The 22,497-nt window shown below is 71.3% G+C and carries 21 protein-coding genes and 1 pseudogene; 13 read left to right on the top strand and 9 right to left on the bottom strand.

The features are described 5' to 3' along the window. From R7226_RS11735 to R7226_RS11710, 6 genes and pseudogenes are all read left to right on the top strand, one after another. A pseudogene (locus R7226_RS11735) lies at positions 1-475 on the top strand (hypothetical protein); the annotation flags it as partial. Next, the gene (locus tag R7226_RS11730) at positions 475-816 is read left to right on the top strand and encodes a YbaB/EbfC family nucleoid-associated protein (protein ID WP_318597344.1); all 342 of its coding nucleotides are present in this window, start codon (positions 475-477) and stop codon (positions 814-816) included. The pseudogene R7226_RS11735 and the gene R7226_RS11730, both read left to right, overlap by 1 nt. Positions 817-823: 7 nt before the next feature. Then, a complete protein-coding gene (recR, locus tag R7226_RS11725) occupies positions 824-1,450 on the top strand; it encodes a recombination mediator RecR (protein WP_318597343.1) in 627 nt (208 codons plus the stop codon). Positions 1,451-1,486: 36 nt separating this feature from the next. Further along, positions 1,487-2,734, top strand: coding sequence for an aspartate kinase (locus R7226_RS11720; RefSeq protein WP_404827817.1), 1,248 nt, complete (start codon positions 1,487-1,489; stop codon positions 2,732-2,734). Beyond that, positions 2,731-3,774 (top strand): aspartate-semialdehyde dehydrogenase, encoded by a 1,044-nt coding sequence (locus tag R7226_RS11715; protein ID WP_318597341.1) that lies wholly within the window; start codon positions 2,731-2,733, stop codon positions 3,772-3,774. Before R7226_RS11720 ends, R7226_RS11715 begins: the two co-directional genes overlap by 4 nt. A gap of 27 nt (positions 3,775-3,801) precedes the next feature. After that, on the top strand, positions 3,802-4,557 hold the full coding sequence (locus tag R7226_RS11710) for a tyrosine-protein phosphatase (protein ID WP_318597340.1): 756 nt from the start codon (positions 3,802-3,804) through the stop codon (positions 4,555-4,557). Between the two features lie 10 nt (positions 4,558-4,567). On the opposite strand, the gene R7226_RS11705 is transcribed toward R7226_RS11710, so the two are convergent. The 5 genes from R7226_RS11705 to R7226_RS11685 form a co-directional block, all read right to left on the bottom strand. Beyond that, entirely contained in the window at positions 4,568-5,188 is a 621-nt protein-coding gene (locus tag R7226_RS11705) for a response regulator transcription factor (protein WP_318597339.1), read from the bottom strand. Between the two features lie 342 nt (positions 5,189-5,530). Further along, on the bottom strand, positions 5,531-6,439 hold the full coding sequence (locus R7226_RS11700; protein WP_318597338.1) for a CoB--CoM heterodisulfide reductase iron-sulfur subunit B family protein: 909 nt from the start codon (positions 6,437-6,439) through the stop codon (positions 5,531-5,533). After that, on the bottom strand, positions 6,436-7,476 hold the full coding sequence (locus R7226_RS11695) for a succinate dehydrogenase/fumarate reductase iron-sulfur subunit (RefSeq protein ID WP_318597337.1): 1,041 nt from the start codon (positions 7,474-7,476) through the stop codon (positions 6,436-6,438). The genes R7226_RS11700 and R7226_RS11695 overlap by 4 nt, the downstream gene beginning before the upstream one ends. Continuing rightward, complete coding sequence (locus tag R7226_RS11690) at positions 7,476-9,170, bottom strand: FAD-binding protein (RefSeq protein ID WP_318597336.1); 1,695 nt, start codon at positions 9,168-9,170, stop codon at positions 7,476-7,478. The genes R7226_RS11695 and R7226_RS11690 overlap by 1 nt, the downstream gene beginning before the upstream one ends. Positions 9,171-9,293: 123 nt before the next feature. Continuing rightward, the gene (locus R7226_RS11685) at positions 9,294-10,466 is read right to left on the bottom strand and encodes a site-2 protease family protein (RefSeq protein ID WP_318597335.1); all 1,173 of its coding nucleotides are present in this window, start codon (positions 10,464-10,466) and stop codon (positions 9,294-9,296) included. A gap of 45 nt (positions 10,467-10,511) precedes the next feature. Between R7226_RS11685 and R7226_RS11680 the strand changes: the two genes are divergently transcribed. Then, positions 10,512-12,035: a carboxypeptidase M32 gene (locus tag R7226_RS11680; protein ID WP_318597334.1), complete on the top strand. Its 1,524-nt coding sequence runs from the start codon at positions 10,512-10,514 to the stop codon at positions 12,033-12,035. Here R7226_RS11680 and R7226_RS11675 read toward each other — a convergent pair. Next, positions 12,032-13,714: an acyl-CoA dehydrogenase family protein gene (locus tag R7226_RS11675; protein WP_318597333.1), complete on the bottom strand. Its 1,683-nt coding sequence runs from the start codon at positions 13,712-13,714 to the stop codon at positions 12,032-12,034. The genes R7226_RS11680 and R7226_RS11675 overlap by 4 nt on opposite strands. A gap of 129 nt (positions 13,715-13,843) precedes the next feature. Between R7226_RS11675 and R7226_RS11670 the strand changes: the two genes are divergently transcribed. Continuing rightward, on the top strand, positions 13,844-14,839 hold the full coding sequence (locus tag R7226_RS11670) for a malate dehydrogenase (protein WP_318597332.1): 996 nt from the start codon (positions 13,844-13,846) through the stop codon (positions 14,837-14,839). Between the two features lie 94 nt (positions 14,840-14,933). On the opposite strand, the gene R7226_RS11665 is transcribed toward R7226_RS11670, so the two are convergent. From R7226_RS11665 to R7226_RS11655, 3 genes are all read right to left on the bottom strand, one after another. Next, complete coding sequence (locus R7226_RS11665) at positions 14,934-15,326, bottom strand: helix-turn-helix domain-containing protein (protein ID WP_318597331.1); 393 nt, start codon at positions 15,324-15,326, stop codon at positions 14,934-14,936. 223 nt (positions 15,327-15,549) lie between these two features. Beyond that, positions 15,550-15,999 (bottom strand): SRPBCC family protein, encoded by a 450-nt coding sequence (locus R7226_RS11660; RefSeq protein WP_318597330.1) that lies wholly within the window; start codon positions 15,997-15,999, stop codon positions 15,550-15,552. A gap of 11 nt (positions 16,000-16,010) precedes the next feature. After that, a complete protein-coding gene (locus R7226_RS11655) occupies positions 16,011-16,943 on the bottom strand; it encodes an NAD(P)H-binding protein (RefSeq protein ID WP_318597329.1) in 933 nt (310 codons plus the stop codon). 546 nt (positions 16,944-17,489) lie between these two features. On the opposite strand from R7226_RS11655, the gene R7226_RS11650 reads away from it, so the two are divergent. The 5 genes from R7226_RS11650 (at position 17,490) to R7226_RS11630 (ending at position 22,454) form a co-directional block, all read left to right on the top strand. After that, positions 17,490-18,248, top strand: coding sequence for an MBL fold metallo-hydrolase (locus R7226_RS11650; protein ID WP_318597328.1), 759 nt, complete (start codon positions 17,490-17,492; stop codon positions 18,246-18,248). A gap of 49 nt (positions 18,249-18,297) precedes the next feature. Further along, on the top strand, positions 18,298-18,780 hold the full coding sequence (locus tag R7226_RS11645) for an Hsp20/alpha crystallin family protein (protein WP_318597327.1): 483 nt from the start codon (positions 18,298-18,300) through the stop codon (positions 18,778-18,780). Then, positions 18,777-21,194 carry an endopeptidase La gene (gene lon, locus R7226_RS11640; protein ID WP_318597326.1) on the top strand — a complete coding sequence of 806 codons (2,418 nt, stop codon included), beginning with the start codon at positions 18,777-18,779 and terminating at the stop codon, positions 21,192-21,194. The genes R7226_RS11645 and lon overlap by 4 nt, the downstream gene beginning before the upstream one ends. Positions 21,195-21,280: 86 nt before the next feature. Further along, entirely contained in the window at positions 21,281-21,724 is a 444-nt protein-coding gene (locus R7226_RS11635; RefSeq protein ID WP_318597325.1) for a hypothetical protein, read from the top strand. A 103-nt stretch (positions 21,725-21,827) separates the two neighbouring features. Continuing rightward, a complete protein-coding gene (locus R7226_RS11630; protein WP_318597324.1) occupies positions 21,828-22,454 on the top strand; it encodes a TetR/AcrR family transcriptional regulator in 627 nt (208 codons plus the stop codon). The last annotated feature ends 43 nt before the right edge of the window (positions 22,455-22,497 follow it).

The following is a 22,497-nucleotide window of genomic DNA, read 5'->3' as shown; positions in this document are numbered from 1 at the left end:
CGCGACCCGTCCGGCGCCCGAGGCCGCCGCGCCGGTCGCCGTCGCCGCGCCGCCGGCCCCCGCCCCCGCCCCCGCCCCCGCCGGCACTCTCGACCTCGCCGGACTGCGCGAGCTGTGGCCGGCCGTCATAGACACCGTGCGCGCGGAGAACGCCATGCTGGCCGCCGCGCTCGGCGAGGCGCGACCGCTCGACGTGACCGCGACCGAGGCCGTGCTCGCCTTCCCGCCGAGCGCCGCGTTCTTCAAGCGCAAGGCCGAGGGCGACGAGTGCAGACGGCTCGTCGCCGGCGCGCTGCGCACGCTCGCGGGCGTCAGCCTCAAGCCGGTCTATGAGCTGCGCGAGCCGGCGGCCGACGAGCCGGCACCCGCCGGCGCGGTCATGCCGACGCTGTCGCACGACGAACTGGTCGCGCGCTTCGTGGCAGAGTTCGAGGCCGAGGAGCTGATCGACGAACCCGAGGAAGGCGGCGCCTGATGCCCCAGCCGAACATGCAGAAGATGCTCAAGCAGGTCCAGAGAATGCAGGCCGACATGATGGCCGCGCAGGAGAGACTCAAGGACGAGGTCGTCGAGGCGACGGCCGGCGGCGGCATGGTGACGGTCAAGATCAGCGGCGACCTCGAGATCAAGTCGATCGCGATCGACCCCGAGGCGGTCGATCCCGAGGACGTCGACATGCTGCAGGACACGATCCTCGTCGCCGTCAACGAGGCGATCCGCTCCGCGCAGGAGATGGCCGAGAGCAGACTCGGCAGAGTCACCGGCGGCCTCGGCGGCCCGGGCGGTCTCGGCGGACTGGGTCTGCCGGGGTTCTAGCGAGCCGATGTCCTCCTTCGCGCCGCCCGTCCAACGCCTCATCACCGAGCTGGGCAGACTGCCCGGCATCGGCGGGCGCACGGCGCAGCGGCTCGCCTTCCATCTGCTGCGCGCCAGCGAGGAGGACGCGCTCGCGCTCGCGGAGGCGATCCGCGACGTGAAGGCGAGAATCGGCCTCTGCGAGGTCTGCTTCAACCTCGCCGACGGCCCGCGCTGCCGGCTCTGCTCCGACGAGCGCCGCGACGCCTCGCTGATCTGCGTCGTCGAGGAGCCCTCCGACATCATCCCGATCGAGCGCACGCACGAGTTCCACGGCCGTTACCACGTGCTCGGCGGCGCGCTCTCGCCGATCGACGGCGTCGATCCCGAGGACCTGCGGATCGCCGAGCTGTACAGACGCGTGACCGGCGAGCCGGAGGAGGGGCAGCCGCGGATCCGCGAGGTCGTGCTGGCGACCAACCCGACCACCACGGGCGAGGCGACCGCGCTGCACATCGCCGACCAGCTGCGAGAGCGGGCGTCCGAGGTGACGGTCACGCGCCTGGCCAGCGGCCTGCCGGTCGGCGCCGACCTCGAGTACGCCGACGAGCTGACGCTGGGCCGCGCGCTCGCCGGCCGTCGCGCGCTGTCGTAGCTCGGTTACCCTAGACCCGTGTCAGGAACCGTGGTCATGAAGTTCGGCGGCACCTCCGTCGCGGACGCCGAACGTCTCAAGCGCGCCGCCCGGCGGATCGTCGCCGCGCGCGAGGAGGGCAACAACGTCGTCGCCGTGCTGTCCGCGCGCGGGAAGACGACCGACGAGCTGGTCGGCCTCGCGCGGGAGATGTCGGACAACCCCGACCCGCGCGAGATGGACATGCTGCTGTCGACCGGTGAGCGCATCTCGTGCGCGCTGTGCGCGATGGCGATCAACGACCTCGGCCACCGCGCGATCTCGCTGACCGGCTCGCAGGCCGGCATCGTGACCGACACCTCGCACACGAAGGCGCGCATCCTCGACGTCAGGGCCGATCGCATCAGAACGGCGCTCGACCTCGGCCAGATCGTGCTCGTCGCCGGCTTCCAGGGCGTCTCGACCACGCAGGACGTGACGACGCTCGGCCGCGGCGGCTCCGACACGACGGCGGTCGCGCTCGCAGCCGCCGTCGATGCCGACGTCTGCGAGATCTACACCGACGTCACGGGCGTCTTCAGTGCTGATCCACGGATCGTCCCGGACGCGAGAAAGCTCGACGTGGTCTCCTTCGAGGAGATGCTGGAGATGGCCTCCTCCGGCGCCAAGGTGCTGCAGCTGCGCTCGGTCGAGTACGCGCGCAACCACGGGGTCCGGATCCACTGCCGGTCGAGCTTCGACGACTCCACCGGTACCTTTGTCGTCGGAGAGCAGGAGACCATGGAGCACGCCCTCATCACCGCCGTCGCCCACTCGACCGACGAGGCCCGTCTGTCGCTGCTGGGCGTGCCTGACGAGCCGGGGGCGGCCGCCAAGATCTTCGCTGCGCTCGCCGACGCCAACTGCAACGTCGACATGATCATCCAGAACGAGCCGCTGGAGGAGGGCCGCAAGGCCGAGGTCTCCTTCACCGTCCCGCGCGACGACCTGCGCGCCGCGCAGGCGGCGCTGGAGCCGGTCGCCGCCGAGCTGGGGATCGAGACGATCGACGCCGTCCCGGAGATGGGCAAGGTCTCGATCATCGGCGCCGGCATGAAGTCGCATCCGGGCGTCGCCGCGAAGGTCTTCCAGGTGCTCGCCGAGGAGCGCATCAACATCGAGATGATCTCGACCTCGCCGATCAAGATCTCGTGCGTGATCGCCGCCGACCAGGTGCCGACGGCGGTGCGCGTGCTGCACGGAGCCTTCGAGCTCGGCGCCGACGGGATCGTCGCCGAGGCGCCGATCGGGGAGCAGGCCCGATGAGCGATTTCGACGGCTATCGCGTCGCGGTCGTCGGTGCGACCGGTCAGGTCGGCACGGTCATGCTGCAGCTGCTGAGAGAGCGCGGCTTCCCGGCGCGCGAGATCGTCCCGTTCGCCTCCGCCCGCTCGGCCGGCAAGGTGCTCGAGGGCGGGCTGACGGTCCAGCCGCTGACCGACGAGACGATCCAGGGCTTCGACGTCGCGATCTTCTCCGCCGGCGGGGCGACCTCGGGCGAATGGGCGCCGAAGTTCGCCGAGGCCGGCGCGGTCGTCGTCGACAACTCCTCGAAGTGGCGGATGCACGACGACGTCCCGCTCGTCGTCTCCGAGGTCAACCCGGAGGCGCTCGACGGCCACAGGGGCATCGTCGCCAACCCGAACTGCTCGACGATGCAGATGGTCGTCGCGCTCAAGCCGCTGCAGGAGGCCGCCGGCATCGAGCGGCTCGTGATCTCGACCTACCAGGCCGTCTCCGGCACCGGCAAGGTCGGCGTCGACGAGCTGATCGGCCAGGCGAAGGCGATCGTCGCGGGCGAGCAGGCGCCGGCGCCGCAGGCGTACAAGCACCAGATCGCCTTCAACGCGCTGCCGCACGCCGGCAACTTCGCGCCCGGTGACGACCACACCGACGAGGAGCGCAAGCTCATCAACGAGACGCGCAAGATCCTCGGCGATGCGTCGATCCGCGTCAGCGCGACCTGCGTGCGCGTGCCGGTCGTGACCGGCCACTCGGAGGCCGTCAACGTCGAGACGCGCAGACCGCTGTCGGCCGACGAGGCGCGCGAGCTGCTGCGCGCCGCGCCCGGCGTGACCGTCCTCGACGATCCGGACGCCAACAGCTATCCGCTCGCGATCGACGCCGCCGGCAAGGACGACGTCTTCGTCGGCCGGATCCGTCGCGACCCCGGCAACGAGCAGGCGATCGACATGTGGGTCGTCTCCGACAACCTGCGCAAGGGCGCGGCGACCAACGCCGTCCAGCTCGCCGAGCTGCTGCACGAGCGCGGCCTGATCGGCAGCGGCGCGCGCGCCGCCGGCTGAGCGGCTGCGCAGCGGCAGCGACGCAGCTTGATCGACCTCCACTGTCATCTGCTGCCCGCGCTCGACGACGGGCCGGCCGACCTCGGCGGATCTCTACGCCTGGCGCAGGCGCAGGCCGCCGCGGGCGTGCGCACGGTCGCGCTGACGCCGCACGCGACGGCGCGCTTCCCGACCGCCGCCGCGACGGTCGCGCGCGGCGTGGTCGAGATGCGCCACGCGCTCGGCACTGCGCAGATCGCGCTGGAGGTCGTCGGCGGCGCGGAGCTCGACCTCGGCTGGGCGCTGGACCTCCCCGACGACGAGCTGGTCGGCCTGACGCTCGACGGCGGCCGCTGGCTGCTGCTGGAGGCGCCGCTGACGCCGATAGCGCCGCTGGAGCCCGGCGTCGCGGCGCTGCGCGGACGCGGCTTCGAGATCCTGCTCGCCCATCCCGAGCGGTCGCCGATGCTGCAGCGCGACCCGGCGATCGTCGAGCGGCTGGTGGGGGCCGGCGTGCGCACGCAGCTGACGGCGGGCGGCCTCTCGGGCCAGTTCGGCAGAACGGTGCAGCGGTTCGCGCTGCGGCTGCTCGACGCCGGTCTCGTCCACACCTTCGCGTCCGACTCGCACGATGCCGAGCGCCGCCCGCCGGGGCTGCGCCGGCCGCTGGAGACGTTCGGCCTCGGCGATCACGTCCACCTGCTGTGCGACGAGCACCCCGCGCAGCTGCTGGCCGGCGAGCTGCTGCCCGAGCATGTCCAGCTGCGTCGCCGCCGCGGCCTGCTGGGACGCCTGCGCGGCTGACGGCCGCCGCTCAGGGCGCCGCCGGGTCGCCGATTCGCGCGAGGTCGCGGCGCGAGCGCACGCCCAGCTTGCGGTAGATGTTGCGCGCGTGCGTGCGGACGGTCTCGACGCCGACGTGCAGCTCGGCCGCGATCTCGCCGTTGGAGCGGCCGCGCTGGAGCTGCTCGAGCACGTCGGCCTCGCGCGGGGTCAGCAGCTGCGGGCCGACAGGGCGCGCGCCGTCGGCGGGCGCCGCCGCCGAGCGCGGCAGCACGTGCAGGCCGCGCGAGGCGAGATGGATCGCGCTCAGCACGTCGCGCGCCTGCGTCTCCTTCGAGAGGCAGGCGGTCGCGCCGAACGCCAGCATCTGGTTGCACTCCGCCGGCGAGGGCCGGTTGGCGAGCACGATCAGGCGCGTCGCGGGGTGGCTGCCGGCCAGCTCGCGCACCTCTATCGGGCTGCCGAGCGAGCCGAAGTTCAGCAGCGCGACCTGCGGCCGCAGCGCGTCGACCTCGGTCGTGATCCGCTCGTGCGGGACGTCGTGGGAGACGACGGCGAGGTTCGGGTCCTCGTCGATCAGCGCGCGCAGGCCGCGTCCGACGAGATCTTCGAAGCGGGCGATCAGCACGCTGACGGGGGAGCGGAGCGACATCGGCGGTCTCAACTCTACTTGTCGGAGTGTGGGAAGGGGGAGGTCGGCCTCACCCCTGTCTACCCCGTCGCCTCACCCGTCGATCCCCCGCGCGATCCCCCGAAGATCACCCCGCCGAGGGGACGACAGCGCCCCGGCGATCGGCGAGGATTCCATCAACTTCTTCCCCATGGACACGCGGCAGGGGTACTGGCCGAGAGGAAGGAGCCTTCCGGGAGGCTGGCTCCGACTCGCAGACACGGGGTTGAAGGTCCCTGGCCGTTGCGTCGCGATTCCGCACGGCCCGGGGCGCTCAAGCGCCAACGCCGGTCCGCGTTCCCCCGCGCGGACCGGCCGCGCGCTCTACGCCGGCGCCCCGACGACCGCTCCGGCCCAGTCGATCACGGCCGTCGGCTTCACGACGTGCTTGCTCAACGAGAGCTGCTTCGGCTCCAGTCCGAGCGCCAGCCCGAGCAGCTGCGGCAGGTGCAGGACCGGCATCGACAGCGGCCGGTCGACGACGCGCGCGGCCAGCGGCTGCTGCAGGTCGAGGTTGAGGTGACAGAGCGGGCAGGGCACGACGAGACAGTCGGCCTCGGCGTCCATCGCGTCGGCGAGGTGGGTTCCGGCCTGCTTCAGCGACGCCTTCTTGTTCATCGTCACGATCGGGAAGCCGCAGCACTTGTACGTGCCGGCGTAGTCGATCACGGTCCCGCCGAGCGCCTCGATCACCCACTGCAGGTAGCGGTCGCGCGGGTGCTCGTCGTCGATCGCGAGACGGTCGTGCGGCCGCACGATGTAGCAGCCGTAGAAGGGGCCGACGCGCAGATTCGTGAGCGGGCGCACGACTCGCCGCTTCAGCTCCTCCAGGCCGATCTCCTCGACCAGCAGCCACAGGAGGTTCTTGTTCGTCAGCCCGGCCTCGTAGCTGAGCCCGGGGTCCGATCTGGCGAGCGTCGCGTTGACGCGGGCGCGGTAGTCGTCGTCGCCGTCGAGCCGCTCCTGGCACTCGCTCTGGGCGCCCTGGCAGGTCGAGCAGATGTTCATCATCAGCGACGCGCCCTCGACCTGCTGCGCGAGCGCGAAGGTGCGCGCGTTGAGCGTGTCGGCCAGCTCGGGGTTGTGCTCGGCGATCACGCCGGCGCCGCAGCAGGAGGCGCGGTCCAGCGGCACCAGCTCGATGCCGAGCAGCGGCGCGACCGCCGCCATCGAGCCGTGCAGCTCGGGCGTGAAGCCGCGACTGACGCATCCCGGCCAGTAGGCGACCTTCATCGCGTCATCTCCTCGCGCGCTCTGCCCTCGACCACGTCGAAGATCGTCTGCACCGCCGCGAGGTCTCTTCTCGGCAGTCTGTGCCCGAGCAGCGCCTGACGCGGCTTGACCTTGCCGTGCGCGACCGCCTTCGCGATCGCCGGCAGCGACTCGACCAGCTCGAGCGCCGCGGCCGGGTGGAACTTGCCGAACCACGAGTTGCCGCCGTAGGAGCGCGGCAGCAGCTCGGCCTCGTGCAGCAGCCCGTAGTCGTGCACGAGCGTCGTGAACGCCTCCTCATGGCGCTCGCCGTTGTTGCGGTCGACGATCTGGTGCTCGACGCCGGCCATCCGCCGCAGCCGCATGATCTGGCTCATCGGCGCGACCCCCTTCGGGCAGGCGTCGATGCACGCGAAGCAGTGGGTGCAGTCGTAGATCCCGTGCTCGTCCTCGGCGAGGTCGCGCAGCCGCTCGTCCTGCTCGGCGTCGCGCGGGTCGCCGACGAAACGGTACGCCTTCGCGGAGGCGGCCGGCCCGACGAACTCCGGGTCGACCTCCAACGACAGGCAGTCCGAGACGCAGGCGCCGCACTGGATGCACGCCATCGTCTGCGTCACGTCGACCATCGCGGCGTGCTCGACGAGGTACTCGCGCTCGGGCACCGGCTGCTTGTTCAGCAACCATGGCGTGACGCGGCGGATCTTCTTCCAGTGGACGGCGTCCATGTCGACGATCAGGTCCTTGATGACCGGCATGTTGCCCATCGGCTCGACCGTGATCGTGCGGCCGTCCGGGTGCAGGCCCGTGGCGGCGGCGCGATCGAGGTGGGTGTTGCAGGCGAGCGCCGCTCTGCCGTTGACGCGCACCCCGCAGGAGCCGCAGATCGCCGCGCGGCAGGAGCAGCGGATTCCGATCGAGCCGTCCTGCTCGCCTCTCGCGGTCAGGATCGCCTCGAGCACCGAGCGGTGCGGATCGAGCTGCACCGCGAACCGCTGCCAATACGGCGGCTCGTGCCGGTTGGGGTCGTAGCGCCGCAGTCTGAGCGTGTACTCGGCCATCAGTAGGTCCTCTCCTGCGGTTCCCAATGGGTGATCGTGACCGGTGCCGTCCCGATCGCCGGCTCGGCCTGCCCGTTGCGCGAGACGGTGATGTGGTGCAGCCAGCGGGTGTCGTCGCGGCTGGGGAAGTCGGTGCGGAACTGCGCCCCGCGCGACTCGCGTCGCTGCTGCGCGGCGATCACGATCGCCTCGGCGACGTCGAGCATGTAGCTGAGCTCGAAGGCGGCGAGCACGTCCTGGTTGAAGATCGCGCCCTTGTCGTCGATCGCGGCGCGCGGCGCCTCCTCCTGCAGTCGCCGCACGACCCCCAGCGCGCTCGCGAGCCCCGCGGCGTCGCGATAGACCGCGACGTATCTGTTCATCGTCGTGCCCAGTTCGTCCTTGATCTGCGACAGCCGGCGCGCGCCCGGCGCCGGCTCGCGCGCGATCACGGCGTCGATCTCGGCTTGCGCGTCGCGCAGCAGCGCGGCAGGCGCGTGCGGGTGCGCGCGGCCGAGCGCGTGCTCGGCGGCGTGCTCGCCCGCGCGGCGGCCGAAGATCAGCGTGTCGAGCAGCGAGTTGGCCCCGAGCCGGTTGCCGCCGTGGACCGAGACGCAGGCGACCTCGCCGGCGGCATAGAGGCCCGGCACGCCGGTGCGGCCGTGCACGTCGGTCTGGACGCCGCCCATCATGTAGTGCATGCCGGGCTTGATGTGGATCGGCTCGCGCGTGATGTCGACGCCGGCGAAGTCGCGGCCGATGTTGACGATCTCGCGCAGCGCCTCCAGCGTCCGCTTGCGCGGCACCTTCGTGATGTCGAGCGCGATCGTGCCGTCGGGGAAGCCGCGGCCCTCGTCGATCTCGGTCTGCTCAGCGCGCGAGACGACGTCGCGCGAGGCCAGCTCCAGCTTGTTCGGCGCGTATCTCTCCATGAACCGCTCGCCGCGCGCGTTGAACAGCTGGGCGCCCTCGCCGCGCGCTCCCTCGGTGATCAGGAAGCCGTTCTCGGCGAGCGTCGTCGGGTGGTACTGGACCATCTCCATGTCCATCAGCGGCGCGCCGATGCGGTACGCCTGCGCGATCCCGTCGCCGGTGCAGATCAGCGCGTTGGTCGTCGGCTTGAAGACCTGGCCGGCGCCGCCGGAGGCGAGGATCACCGCCTTCGCGTCGAACGCGTCGAGGTGGCCGCTGCGGATGTCGCGCGCGATCGCGCCGCTGCAACGGCCGTCGTCGTCGCGCAGCAGCTGCGTCGTGAACCACTCCTCGTAGCGGTCGACCTGGGCGTGGTGGCGCATCAGCTGCTCGTAGAGCACGTGCAGGATCGCCTGACCGGTGATGTCGGCGACGTAGAAGGTGCGCGCGGCGGAGGCGCCGCCGAAGGCGCGCGTGCCGAGCACGCCGCCGTCGCCGCGGTGGAAGGTGACGCCGGCGTGCTCGAGCCAGAGGATCTCGTCGGGCGCCGCCCGGCACATGATCTCGATCGCGTCCTGGTCGCCGAGGTAGTCGGAGCCCTTGACGGTGTCGTAGGCGTGCGACTCCCAGGTGTCGCCGGGATTGAGCGCGGCGTTGATGCCGCCGGCGGCGGCGACCGAGTGCGAGCGCACGGGATGGACCTTCGAGAGGATCGCGACCGACGCGCCCGCGCTCGCCGCGGCAAGGGCCGCGCGCTGGCCGGCGAGGCCGGCGCCGATGATCAGCACGTCGGTTCTTGGCATCGCTGAAGCAGCGTATGCCCAGATTGGTGCCAATTGCTACTAGCACTGCACCGGAAGTCGGCGCGCGGACGCGCGGCGCCGGCTGGCACCCGCCCGCTCGGCGACGACGCTACGCGCGGGCGCCTATGGACGCGTCGCGATCGCTGCCTGGACCGCGCGGCGCAAGCGGCCCACTGTCACGACGCCGCGCAGCACGCCCGCCCGGTCGACGGCCATGATCGCGCCCAGCGAGCGCAGCCCGTCGGCCTCCAGCAGGGCACGCAGCGACTGGTCCTCGTCGATTCGCCAGCGCTCGCCCTCATCGCGATCCATCAGCTCGACGACCGGTTGCACCGGGCGGCCGCCCTCGACCGCCTCGCGCGCGCCGTCCTCGCGCAGCACGCCGACGAAGCGGCCGGCGGCGTCGACGACGGGGAACCACGGCCAGCGGTAGCGCAGGAAGAACTCGTCGAGCGCGCGGTCGGCGGTCAGCTCCTGCGGGACGCTCACCGGCTGCTCGTCCATGATGTCGGCGACGCGCACGTCCTCCAGCTGCGCGGTGAAGACCGTCTGCGCCAGCAGCGCGCGCGCCGAGCCGCTGATCATGAAGCCGACCAGCAGCGCCCAGATCCCGATGAACGGATCGAACGCGACCAGCGCCCACAGGCCGAGGCCCATCAGCAGGATCCCGAAGCCCTGGCCCAGCCGCGCCGCCGCGCGCGAGCCGCGCTCGCGGTCACCGGTCAGCTTCCACACGAGCCCGCGCGCGAGCCGCCCGCCGTCGAGCGGGTACGCGGGGATCAGGTTGAAGACGAGCACGATCGCGTTCATCGTCGCCAGCCAGCCGAGCGTCAGCGAGACCGGCGTCGTCGGCAGCGAGTCGCGCAGCGTCGCGGCGTCCGCGAACTCGCTCGGGCCGTAGGCGGCAAGGCCGATCAGCGCGCACAGCACGAGGATCGCGAAGGTCGCCAGCGGGCCGGCGCCGGCGACCTGCAGCTCCTCCTTCGGCGTGCGGCTCTCGCGGTTCATCAGCGCGAAGCCGCCGAGCGGCGAGAGCGTGATGCCGGCGACCTCGATGCCGTGGCGGCGCGCCGTCAGCGCGTGGCCCAGCTCGTGCACGATCACGGAGGCGAACAGCAGCAGCGCGCTGACGACCGCGGTCGCGTACGCCTCCGTGTCGCTGCCGCCGAGCGAACGCTGGAACTCGTCCGAGAGCCAGAAGATCACGACGAACAGCACGACGAACCAGCTGAAGTCGACCCCGACGCGAATCCCGAAGATCCGTGCCAGCTGAATCGATCCGGAACGACCGAACATGCTGGAATGGTCGCACAGCGCCGAGTTTCGAACCGAAGGAGTCCGATGAGCCAGGCCCTGGATGAGCTGCGTCAGCGGCTCGCGGAGATCAGCGACCTCAGCAGCGCCGCCGGCCTGCTCGGCTGGGACCAGCAGACGATGATGCCGGAGCGGGCCAACCCGCTGCGCGCCGAGCAGCTCGGCACGCTCTCGGGCATCGTCCACGAGCGCTTCACCGACGACGCGATCGGCAGGCTGCTGCATGCGCTGGAGGGCGAGGAGGAGGCGCTGCGCCAGGCCGACCCGGACTCCGACGACGCCGCGCTGATCCGCGTCGCGCGGCGTGACTACGAGAAGTCCAAGCGCGTCCCCGCCGAGCTGGCCGTCGAGATGGCGCGCGCCGGCGCGCTCGGCCACCAGGCGTGGGTACAGGCGCGCGAGAGATCGGACTTCGCCTCCTTCCTGCCGTTCCTGCGGCGCAACGTCGAGCTGAAGCGGCAGTACGTCGAGCTGTTCGACGACGAGGGGCACGACGACCCCTACGACGTGCTGCTCGACGACTACGAGGAGGGGATGAAGACGGCCGAGGTCGCCACCCTCTTCAGCGAGCTGCGCGCGCAGCTGGTGCCGCTGATCGCGCAGATCGCGGAGAAGTCCGACGCGGTCGACAACGCGCCGCTGCACGGCAGCTTCGAGCCCGCGCGCCAGGCCGTCCTGGTGCGCGGCGTGCTGGAGCGGCTCGGCTGGTCGCCCGACGGCTGGCGCCTCGACGAGGCCGAGCATCCCTTCGCGGCCAGCTTCGGCCCGACCGACGTGCGCCTGACGACGCGCTACGACCCGAGCTACATCGGGATGGCGCTCTACGGTGGCATCCACGAGATGGGCCACGGCCTCTACGAGGCCGGCGTCGCGCCGCAGCTCGCGCGCACGCCGCTGGCGAGCGGCGCCTCGCTCGGCCTGCACGAGTCGCAGAGCCGCCTGTGGGAGAACGTCGTCGGCCGCGGCCGCCCGTTCGCGGGCTTCCTCCACGGCGAGCTGCAGCGGGTCTTCCCGGAGCAGTTCGGCGCGATCGACGCGGAGAGCTACTACCGCGCGGTGAACAAGGTGCAGCCGTCGCTGATCCGCGTCGAGGCCGACGAGGCGACCTACGGGCTCCACATCATCCTGCGCTTCGAGCTGGAGCGCGAGATGATCGCCGGCACGCTCGACCTCGCCGAGCTGCCGGAGGCGTGGAACGCGCGCATGAAGCAGTACCTCGGGATCGACGTCCCCGACGACGCCAGCGGCGTGCTGCAGGACGTCCACTGGTCGGCTGGCGAGATCGGCTACTTCTCGACCTACGCGCTCGGCAACCTGATCGCCGCGCAGCTGTGGCAGCGGGCGCGGGCCGACCTGCCGCAGCTCGACGAGCAGCTCGCCGCCGGCGACGGCAGCGCGCTGCGCGCGTGGCTCGGCGACCACCTGCACAGATACGGCCGCAAGCTGCCGCCGAAGGAGCTGGTGCAGCGGATCGTCGGCGGCCCGATCGCCGTGCAGCCGTTCGCCGACTACCTGCGGGCCAAGCTCACTCCGCTGTACGGGCTGAGCTAGAGCAGAGGCCGGTGCCGCTCCACGATCGACGCGAAGTCGACGTGGGGCGGCAGCGTGCCGAACACGTTGCCGTGATCGCCGGCCAGGCGCGAGGCGAGGAACGCCTCGGCGACGGCCGGCGGCGCGTGGCGCACGACCAGCGAGCCCTGCAGCGCGAGCGCCATCGCCTCGACGAGGCGGCGGGCGCGCAGCTCGGCGTCGGTCGGGTCGGCGAGCGCGCGACGCAGCCCGGCGACGTGCGCGTCGAGCCGCTTGTCGGCGCCGTCGGTGATCGCCAGCTCGGCGAGGAATGCCTCCGAGGTGCCTTCCTCACGGTGGAGGGCGCGCAGGACGTCGAGGCACATGACGTTGCCCGAGCCCTCCCAGATCGAGTTCAGCGGCGCCTCGCGGTAGAGCCGCGGCAGCCCTGACTCCTCGACGTAGCCGTTGCCGCCGAGCACCTCGATCGCCTCGGCGGCGTGCGGCGCGTTGCGCTTGCAGATCCAGTACTTCATGACCGCGGTGGCGATCCGCTTGAACGCCTGCGCCTGGCCGGCGCCGGGGTGCTCGCCATCGCCGGCCTCGTCGTAGGCGCGCGCCAGCCGCATCGCGGTGATCGTCGCGGCCTCCGACTCGACGCACAGGTCGGCGAGCACGTTGGCCATCAGCGGCTGCTCGATCAGCAGCTTGCCGAAGGCGCTGCGGTGGGCGGCGTGGTGGGTCGCGAGCGAGACCGCCCAGCGCATCCCGGCGGCCGAGCCGATCACGCAGTCCAGGCGGGTGTGGTTGACCATCTCGATGATCGTCGGCACGCCGCGGCCGGGTTCGCCGACGAGCTGCCCGTACGCGCCGCGGAACTCGACCTCCGAGGAGGCGTTGGAGCGGTTGCCGAGCTTCTCCTTGAGTCGCTGGAGGTGGAAGGCGTTGCGCGTCCCGTCGGGGCGCCAGCGCGGCACCGCGAAGCAGGAGATGCCCTCGCCGTCGATCTGCGCGAGCACGAGGAAGAGGTCGCACATCGGCGCCGAGCAGAACCACTTGTGACCGGTCAGCGCATACTCGCCGCCCGGCCCGCCGGCGCCGACCGCCTTCGCGACGGTCGTGTTGGCCCGCACGTCGGAGCCGCCCTGCTTCTCCGTCATGCCCATGCCGCAGAGCGCGCCGGTCTTCTCGCTCGCCGGCACGTCGCGGCTGTCGTAGCGGGCGGAGGTCAGCCGCTCCTCCCACGCGTCGAGCAGCTCGGGCTGCGCGCGCAGCGCCGGCACGGCGGCGAAGGTCATCGTGATCGGGCAGCCGTGGCCGGCCTCGACCTGCGAGAAGGTCAGCGACAGCGCGGTGCGCGCGGCGTGCGCGCCGGCGCGCTGCTCACGCCACGGCAGCGCGTGAATCGCGTGCTCGACCGAGGTCTGCATCAGGTGATGCCAGGACGGGTGGAACTCGACCTGGTCGACGCGGTTGCCGAAGCGGTCGTGCGTCTTCAGTCTCGGCGGGTTCTCGTTCGCCTCGAAGCCCCAGCGGATCGCCTCGCCGCCGGCGATCTCGCCGACCATCGACGCGTCGGAGGCGGCCCACCCGCCGCCTTCCCGTTCGAGCGCCTCGACGAGCGGGCGGTTCTGGGCGAAGAGGTCGAGCCCCTCCAGCGGAGGCGGCTGGTTGGTGACGCGGTGGGTTGCCTGCGTCTCCCCGGGCGGCGCGAGGGACATGAGTGACAGTCAACCACGATCTGCACTATTGAGCGGCACTAGTGCCTGTCCGGCAACTATCTAGCCATTGTCGGACAATCGGCGATAGCATCGCCCGCCTCACCCCGGAATCGAAAGGCTCGAACGCCCGTGACTGACAAGCAACCCGTCCGTGTCGCCGTCACCGGCGGCGCCGGCCAGATCGGCTACGCGCTGCTGTTTCGCATCGCCAGTGGCGCCCTGCTCGGCCCGGACCAGCCCGTCTCGCTGCGCCTGCTGGAGATCACCCCCGCGCTGAAGGCGGCGGAGGGCGTGATCATGGAGCTCGACGACTGCGCCTTCCCGCTGCTGCACAGCGTCGACGCGACCGACGACGCCAACGTCGCCTTCGACGGCGCCAACGTCGCGCTGCTGGTCGGCGCCCGTCCGCGTTCGAGAGGGATGGAGCGCGCCGACCTGCTGGAGGCCAACGGCGGCATCTTCAAGCCGCAGGGTCAGGCGATCAACGCCCACGCCGCGGACGACATCAAGGTCCTCGTCGTCGGCAACCCGGCGAACACGAACGCGCTGATCGCGGCCAGCAACGCGCCGGACGTGCCGAAGGAGCGCTTCCACGCGATGACGCGCCTCGACCACAACCGCGCGATCGCGCAGCTGTCGAAGAAGACCGGCGCCGCCGTCAAGGACATCACCAACGTGACGATCTGGGGCAACCACTCGGCGACTCAGTACCCCGACGTCTTCCACGCGAAGGTGAACGGCCAGAACGCGGCCGATCTGGTGAACGACCAGGCGTGGCTGGAGAACGACTTCATCCCGACGGTGCAGAAGCGCGGCGCGGCGATCATCGACGCGCGCGGCGCCTCGAGCGCCGCCTCGGCCGCCAACGCGGCGATCGACCACGTGCACGACTGGGCGCTCGGCACGCCGGCCGGCGACTGGGTCTCGATGTCGGTCCCGTCGGACGGCTCCTACGGCGTGCCGGAGGGGATCATCTCGTCGTTCCCGTGCACGACGAAGGGCGACGGCAGCTACGAGATCGTCCAGGGACTTGAGATCGACGACTTCTCGCGCGCCCGCATCGACGCCTCGGTCAACGAGCTGGTCGAGGAGCGCGAAGCGATCAGGCAGCTGGGCCTGATCTAGGCGAACGCGATCGGATGCGGCCTCCGGGGTGGGCCGCTTCGATCGACGGTGACCGTCGGCGCGGAGGGGGTCGCGCCGCGCGGTCGACCGCTGCCTACGCCGGCAGCCAGCCCTTGTCGTCGCGCCGGACTCTGCCTTCCTCCTCCAACTGCGGGAGGATGCGGTAGAGGTAGTTGGGCTTGATGCCCATGTGCTCGGCCAGCTCCGGGATCGTGATCCCGGGCCGCGTCCGCACCAGCTCGACCGCTTGCGCCGCGCGCGTGTTGTCGCCGCGACTGCCGCGTGGGCGCCCGCGCCTGGCAGCGCTCGCGCCGTTGCGAGCCGCCGTGCTGCTGGCACCACGTGTGCGCCCGCGCACGGGCCGCGCCTCGACCCCGCCCAGCGCCGCCGCGGCGGCCTCCAGCCGGTGGTACTCGTCGAGCAGTGGGCGCAGCTCTCTCAAGCGCCCCTCGATCTCTTTCACTTTCGCGTCGAGAAAGTCAGCCACTTCGTATCCGGTCCTTTCCGCGATTCGGCTCCGACGAGGTGGAAAACACAAACGTTTACGACCGACCCCTGGCATTGCGGCCGAATCGCTCGCCCCCTGAATTCCCCCTACGTATGTGTTCAATCACCGGCCGTATCACTGCGGTTCAGCCGGCTGATCCGAATCTTAGCGCGGTGAGGCGTCACCTTGGGCACACCGAATGGCGCGTTGCAGTCGTTACTGGTCAGCGTGCTTCGAGCAGCGCTTTGAGGCGTTCCAGTGAACGCTGTGCTTCACGGTGTGAGAGCCCGCCGACGAGCACGCGCCCGGCGACCGCGCCAAGCGGTCCGCCCGGCGGCTTGAACGAGTTCTCGTAGGTGAAGCGGGTGCCGCCGCTGGCGGTCGGCGCCAGCTCGTAGACGATCGTCGCGTGCGAGTGGGCGGGACCGCGGCCGTGCCACTCGGCGCGCCGCGGCGGATCCATGTCGGCGACCGTCCACTCGACGTGCAGATGAGCGCCGCGCAGGTTCAGCGTCTGCTCGAAGGTCGAGCCTCTGCGCAGTCTCGCCGGCGTGTCGTCGCCGAGCTTGCGGTGGATCGTCACCCAGTCGCCGAGGCGGCGCGGGTCGAGCACGACCTCCCACACCTGCTCGGGCGCGGCGGCTATGTCGATCGCGGTGGTGACGAGTGACATCGGCCTGGACCCTACCTCGCCGCCAGCGGCTCTTCGCGCTCCCACTCGCGCAGCGCGTGCTCGATCGCCGCGTCGAGCCGGTGCAGTCGCAGCCCGAGCAGGCTGGCGACGTCGCCCGGGCGCGGCAGCAGGTCGCTCCCGAGGCCGTCCATCAGCGGCCCGACGAGCGCGTGCTGCTCGCCCGCGATCGCGGCCGCGATGCGGCTGGTGATGCTCGTCGGCGCCGGCGGGTCGAGTGCCAGCACCGGCCGGTCGAGCAGCATCAGGTCGCGGATCCGCTCGATCAGCTGGCGGTAGCTGACGACGTCGGGGCCGGCGAGGTCGAACGAGCGCGGCGTGCCCGCGGGCAGTTCGACGGCCGCGGCGCGGGCGAGCGCCTCGACCACGTCGCGCTCGTCGACGGGCTGGGTGCGGAAGTCGCGCCAGCCCGGCAGCGCCAGCACCGGCATCCGCTCGATCAGGCGCACGAGGAAGCGGAACGAGCGCGAGCGAGCGCCGATCACGATCGAGGCGCGCAGTGCGAGCGCCTCGGGGACGGCCTCGATCAGCACGCGCTCGACCGCGAGGCGGCTCGACAGGTGGGCCGAAGGCGCGACCGCCTCGGGGACGAGGCCGCCGAGATAGACGACGCGCCGCACGCCGGCCGCGCGCGCCGCGGCCGCGAACCGCTCGGCGGAGGCCAGCTCGCGGTCGGAGAAGCGCGCGCCGTTGGCCGCGGGCGGCGGCGGCTCCATCGAGTGGATCAGGAAGTAGGCGACGTCGACGCCGTCGAGCGCCGCGTCGAGCCCTTCGCCGCTGACCGCGTCGCCGACGACGACCGGCACGTCGACGGCGACGCGGGCCGGATCTCGCGCGAAGCCGCGCAGCTCGTGACCGTCCCGTCGGAGGCGCGGCACGAGCCGCGATCCGACGAATCCGCTGACGCCCGTTATCAGGATTCGCATGCCTCAGACAGCATGACGGGACGACTTGTGAAAAACCTTCGCAAAATGCGGGGGGTTCCTGGCGGCCATAGCAAAAATCCGTGGATTTGCAGGTGAATCCAGACGACTTCGAAAGTTCCTGCGTTTTGCGGGAAACGACATTGAGCGGCCCTCGCCGGTTTGTTTGACTGCCGCCTCCGAGTACGAGCAAGGTGGCCCACGGGGTCAGCAAAGGGAGGTCGAAGGACAGGATGGCGAAGGGTCGTGTGAATGGACGCAGAGTCGGTTGCGAAGACTGCTTCTTCCGTCAGAACCTGCTCTGCGCGCTCGCGGACGACGAACCGTGCGCGACCTTCCGGCCGGCCCATCCCGATGGCCTTCGACCACCTCGCCAGCTGCGCTTCCAGTTCCGTCAGGAGCGGCGCACGCAAGCCGTCTGGGCGATGCCCTCGGCGCAGGAGCAGGCCGCCCTCCACGCTTGACGCGGGAAGCCGGTCGATCGGAGGTGGGCGCCGGAAGCTGGCCGCACGGCTAGAGTGTCCGACCCACTGTGGGAAGGCCCCCGGCGTGAAGATCACCGTGCTCGGAAAGTCACCCGCCTGGCAGGACGCTGGCGGAGCGTGCAGCGGCTACCTCGTCGAGGAGGGTGACACGACCCTGCTCGTCGACTGCGGCAACGGCGTCTTCGGCAAGCTGCGCCAGGTGGTCGACTACGCCGAGGTCGACGCCGTCGTCGTCTCGCATCTGCACTCGGACCACTGCATCGACCTGATCCCCTACTCGTACGCGCTCTCCTACTCGCCGCGGGCGCGCGCCTTCCCGCATCCGCGCCCGACGCTCTACGTGCCGCCGGGCGGGCGCGACGTCTTCCGCCAGATCGCCGGCGCGTGGAACACGCCTGAGCTGGTCGAGCAGGCCTTCTGCCTGATCGAGTACGAGCCGGCGCGCGAGATCACGCTCGGCGCGCTGACGATCACCTTCCACGAGGTGCCGCACTTCATCCGCACGCACGCGGTGAAGGTCGCCGGCCCGAGCGGCAGCTTCACCTTCGGCGCCGACTGCTGCCCCAACGAGGCGCTCGTCGAGTTCGCGCGCGACACCGACCTGCTGATGCTGGAGGCGACGCTGGAGACGCCCGAGGAGGGCCACCGCGGCCACCTCACGTGGGCGGAGGCCGGTGCGCACGGCCGCGCCGCCGGCGCCAAGCGCCTCGTGTTGACGCACATCGCCGCCGACGAGGACCTCGACAGAGCCCGCGTCGAGGCCGAGCGCGAGTTCGGCGGACCGATCGAGATCGCGGTCGAGTTCGCCACTTACACCATCTGAACGTCATCTGAGATGTCAGCCAGACGCTCGGACGGGTAGATTCCGGCGCATGGCTCCGGAACGCGACCTCTTCGCGAACTTCGAGCGGATGCGGCGGGAGATGGACGAGCTGTTCGGCGACGTCCTCCAACGGCCTGGCATCGCGCCCCGCAAGCGCGGCGGCTTCTCGCCCGCTGTCGACGTGTACTACGCCGACGGTCCGCCTCGCGCCGTCGTCACCGCGGAGCTGCCGGGCATCGACGCCGACAGACTGTCGCTGGAGATCCAGGGCCGCGAGCTGGTGCTCTCCGGCCATCGCCGCGCCAACGAGGCCGAGGGCCGCGTCTACCAGCAGGTCGAGATCGAGCACGGTCCCTTCCGGCGCGTCGTGCAGCTCGGCGCGGAGGTGCGCGCCGAGGAGGCGAAGGCGATCTACGAGGACGGCCTGCTGCGCGTCGAGCTGCCGCTGATCGAGCCGGAGAAGCGCCGTCGCAGCGTGCCGATCGAGGTGCCGCGAGCCGGCGCCAGAGGGCGCAGAGGCGGCTCCTCGTGATCGAGATCGGCACGCCCGGCCAGGCCCGCGAGATCGAGATCCCGACTCAGCGCTCGCTGCCGACCGTGCTGCCGGTGCTGCCGCTGCGCGACAGCGTCACGTTCCCGGAGACGCTCGTCCCGCTTGCGGTCGGCCAGGAGCGCAGCATGGCGCTCGTCAACGACGTGCTCGGCGGCGACCGGATGATCGCGCTCGTCGCCAGCCGCAAGCCGGAGCTGGAGACGCCCGGTCCCGAGGACCTCTACGACGTCGGCGTGGCCGGGGTCGTCGCGCGGATGCTGAAGGTCCCTGACGGGACGCTGCGGATCCTCGTGCAGGCGACGCAGCGGATCCGCGTCGCCGGCTGGGAGAGAACGGAGCCCTACCTCGTCGCGCAGGTCGAGGAGGCGCCCGACGTCAACGGGCAGGAGACGCCGGAGCTGATCGCGCTGATGCGCAACGTGCAGGCGACCTTCTCGAACATCGTCGAGGAGGTCCCGTACCTGCCCGAGGAGCTGCACATCGCGATTGCCAACCTCGACGACCCCGGCGCGCTCAGCCACCTGATCGCGAGCGCGCTGCGGATCAGAACCGAGGAGAAGCAGGGGCTGCTGGAGGAGCTCGACGTCGCCAAGCGCCTGCGGCGGCTGTCGGAGATCCTCGCGCGCGAGCTGGAGGTCGTCGCGCTCGGCTCCAAGATCCAGTCGCAGGTCCAGTCCGAGCTCGACAGAACCCAGCGCGAGTACTTCCTGCGCCAGCAGCTGAAGGCGATCCAGGAGGAGCTGGGGGAGGGCGACGAGATGGCGGCCGAGGCGGAGGAGCTGCGCGAGCAGCTCGACGCGATCGAGCTGCCGCAGGAGGTCCGCACCCAGGTCGACCGCGAGCTGTCGCGGCTGGAGCGGATCCCGCCGGCCTCCGCCGAGCATGGCGTGATCCGCGGCTACCTCGAGTGGATCGCCTCGCTGCCGTGGAGCGAGCGCACCGAGGACAACCTCGACCTCAGACACGCGCGCGCGGTCCTCGACGAGGACCACTACGACATCGAGCAGGTCAAGGACCGCATCCTCGAGTTCCTCGCCGTGCGCAAGCTGAAGCCGGACGCGCGCGGCTCGATCCTCTGCCTCGTCGGCCCGCCCGGCGTCGGCAAGACCTCGCTCGGCAGATCGATCGCGCGGGCGCTCGAGCGCAGATTCGAGCGCATCTCGGTCGGCGGCGTGCGCGACGAGGCCGAGATCCGCGGCCACCGCCGCACGTACATCGGCGCGATGCCGGGCGTGATCATCCGCGCCCTGCGCGACGCCGGCTCCAAGAACCCGCTGTTCATGATCGACGAGATCGACAAGATGGGCTCGGACTTCCGCGGCGACCCGGCCAGCGCGATGCTGGAGGTGCTCGACCCCGAGCAGAACGCGACCTTCCGCGACCACTACCTGGACCTGCCGTTCGACCTCTCCGACGCGATGTTCGTGACGACGGCGAACACGCTCGACACGATCCCCGGCCCGCTGCGCGATCGCATGGAGACGATCCAGCTCGCGGGCTACACCGAGGAGGAGAAGCTGGAGATCGCGCGGCGCTACCTCGTGCCGCGCCAGATCGAGCGCAACGGTCTGCGCAGAGCGCAGATCGCCTTCAGCGACGCGGCGCTCAAGACGATCATCTCCGACTACACGCGCGAGGCCGGCGTGCGCGGGCTGGAGCGTGAGATCGGCACCGTCTGCCGCAAGATCGCGCGCCAGGTCGCCGAGGGCAGACTGGCGAGAAAGGCGACGATCTCCGGCCCGCGCGTGCGCGAGCTGCTGGGCAAGCGCCGCGTCTTCCGCGAGACGCGCCGCCGCACCGCCGAGCCGGGCGTCGCGACCGGGCTTGCGTGGACGCCGGCCGGTGGCGACGTGCTGTTCGTCGAGGCGACCGCGATGGGCGGCAGCGGCAAGCTGACGATCACCGGCCAGCTCGGCGACGTGATGCGCGAGTCGGCGCAGGCGGCGCTGTCGTGGGTCCGCAGTCATCCGCCGGAGGCGATCGACGACGCCTGGTTCGCCGAGCACGACGTGCACGTCCACGTCCCCGCCGGCGCGATCCCGAAGGACGGCCCCAGCGCCGGCATCACGATCGCGACCGCGCTCGTCTCGCTGTTGACGCGGCGGCCGGTGCGCGCCGACGTCGCGATGACGGGCGAGATCACGCTGACCGGCCAGGTGCTGCCGATCGGCGGCCTGAAGGAGAAGGCGCTGGCGGCTCAGCGCAGCGGCATCAAGGTCGTGATCGCTCCGGCGCTCAACGAGCAGGACGTCGACGACATTCCGGAGCATCTGCGCAAGGACCTCGACTTCCACTTCGTCTCGCGGATCGAGCAGGTGCTCGAGATCGCGCTCGCCGCGCGCGCGGCCGCGCGCCGCAACGGGACCGGCCCGCGCGCGGTCGCCGCGCTCTGAGCCGGTCCGCCCGACCTCCGCGTCAGCCCTCTGTGCAAGGGGTAAGGTGAAGGCCACCGGAGAAACGGACCAAGGAGTTTCTGGGCATGGCAGCAGCACGCACCAAGAAGGCGAAGAAGGCGGCGACAGCGGCCGCTGCGACGACCACGCCGTGGGTCCAGCGGCTCGTCGACGACGAGGATCTGCGCGACAACTTCCGCGTCGCGTTCGAGGCTGCCAGGGACGCTTACGATCGGATCTCCTCCGACGGCAAGAGCCCGAAGGCGCTCGTCGAGGACAAGAAGCTGCAGAAGGACCTGAACAAGGCCGCGGGCGCGCTCAAGGACGCCGGTTCGGCGTTGAAGGACGGGCCCAAGAAGAAGAAGAAGCGGCATCCTGGGCGCAAGCTGCTGCTGCTCGTCATCGGCGCCGGCATCGCGCTCGCCGTCAGCGAGGACCTGCGGACGAAGGTGCTCGACGCGCTGTTCGGCAAGGAGGAGGAGTTCGAGTACACCTCCACCACCACGCCGGGCGCTCCACCGGCCGCGTAAGCGGCCCGCGACAGTCTCAGCCGTTCCGAGAGGGCGTCCTTCGGGGCGCCCTCTCTGTGTCTGAACGTCGCTGTCTGGCTGAGCGGCCAGCTACGATGGGCCGATGTCCGCCACGGATGCGATCGCCGCGGAGCCCCAGCGCACGCTGGAGAGTGACAAGGCGAGAAGGATCGTCGACGCGATGCGCGTCAGCGTCGCGGTGCGCGGCGCGGCCGGCTCGACCTTCGACCACGTCGCCCGCGAGGCCGGCGTCTCGCGCGGCCTGCTGCACTACTACTTCGGCACGAAGGAGCGCCTGCTCGTCGAGGTCGTGCGGCGCGACTGCGACATCCGCATCGCCGGTCTGGCCGCGCAGCTGCAGGACGCCCACACCGCCGACGACTTCATCGACGGGCTCGTGCGCGGTCTCTCCGAGCTGGTCGAGGGCGACTCCGACCTCGTCACGCTGATGTACGAGCTGTTCACGCTCTCGCGCCGCAATGACGAGATCGCCGGTGCGCTCGCCGACCTCTGCCAGAAGATGCGCGGTCACCTCGCCGAGTCGCTCGCCGAGAAGCGCGAGGAGGGAGTGCTGCGGCTCGGCGCCGAGCCCGACGCCGTCGCCGGCGTGCTGCTCGCGCTCGCCGACGGGCTCGCGCTGCGGTTCCTGACCGAGCCGAAGCTCGACCCGCGGCCGACCGTGACGGCTGCCGTCGCCGCGGCGCGCACGTTGATCGCCGACCCGGCGTAGCCGGTGGGATTGCGGCGCTGCGGCGCGTCGCGCTCATCGCCGC

Origin of the sequence: Conexibacter stalactiti (assembly GCF_033542075.1) — a bacterium.
Lineage (GTDB): Bacteria > Actinomycetota > Thermoleophilia > Solirubrobacterales > Solirubrobacteraceae > Conexibacter > Conexibacter stalactiti.
Note: the sequence above shows the minus strand (reverse complement) of the source record. Positions and strands in the feature narration are given on the sequence as shown.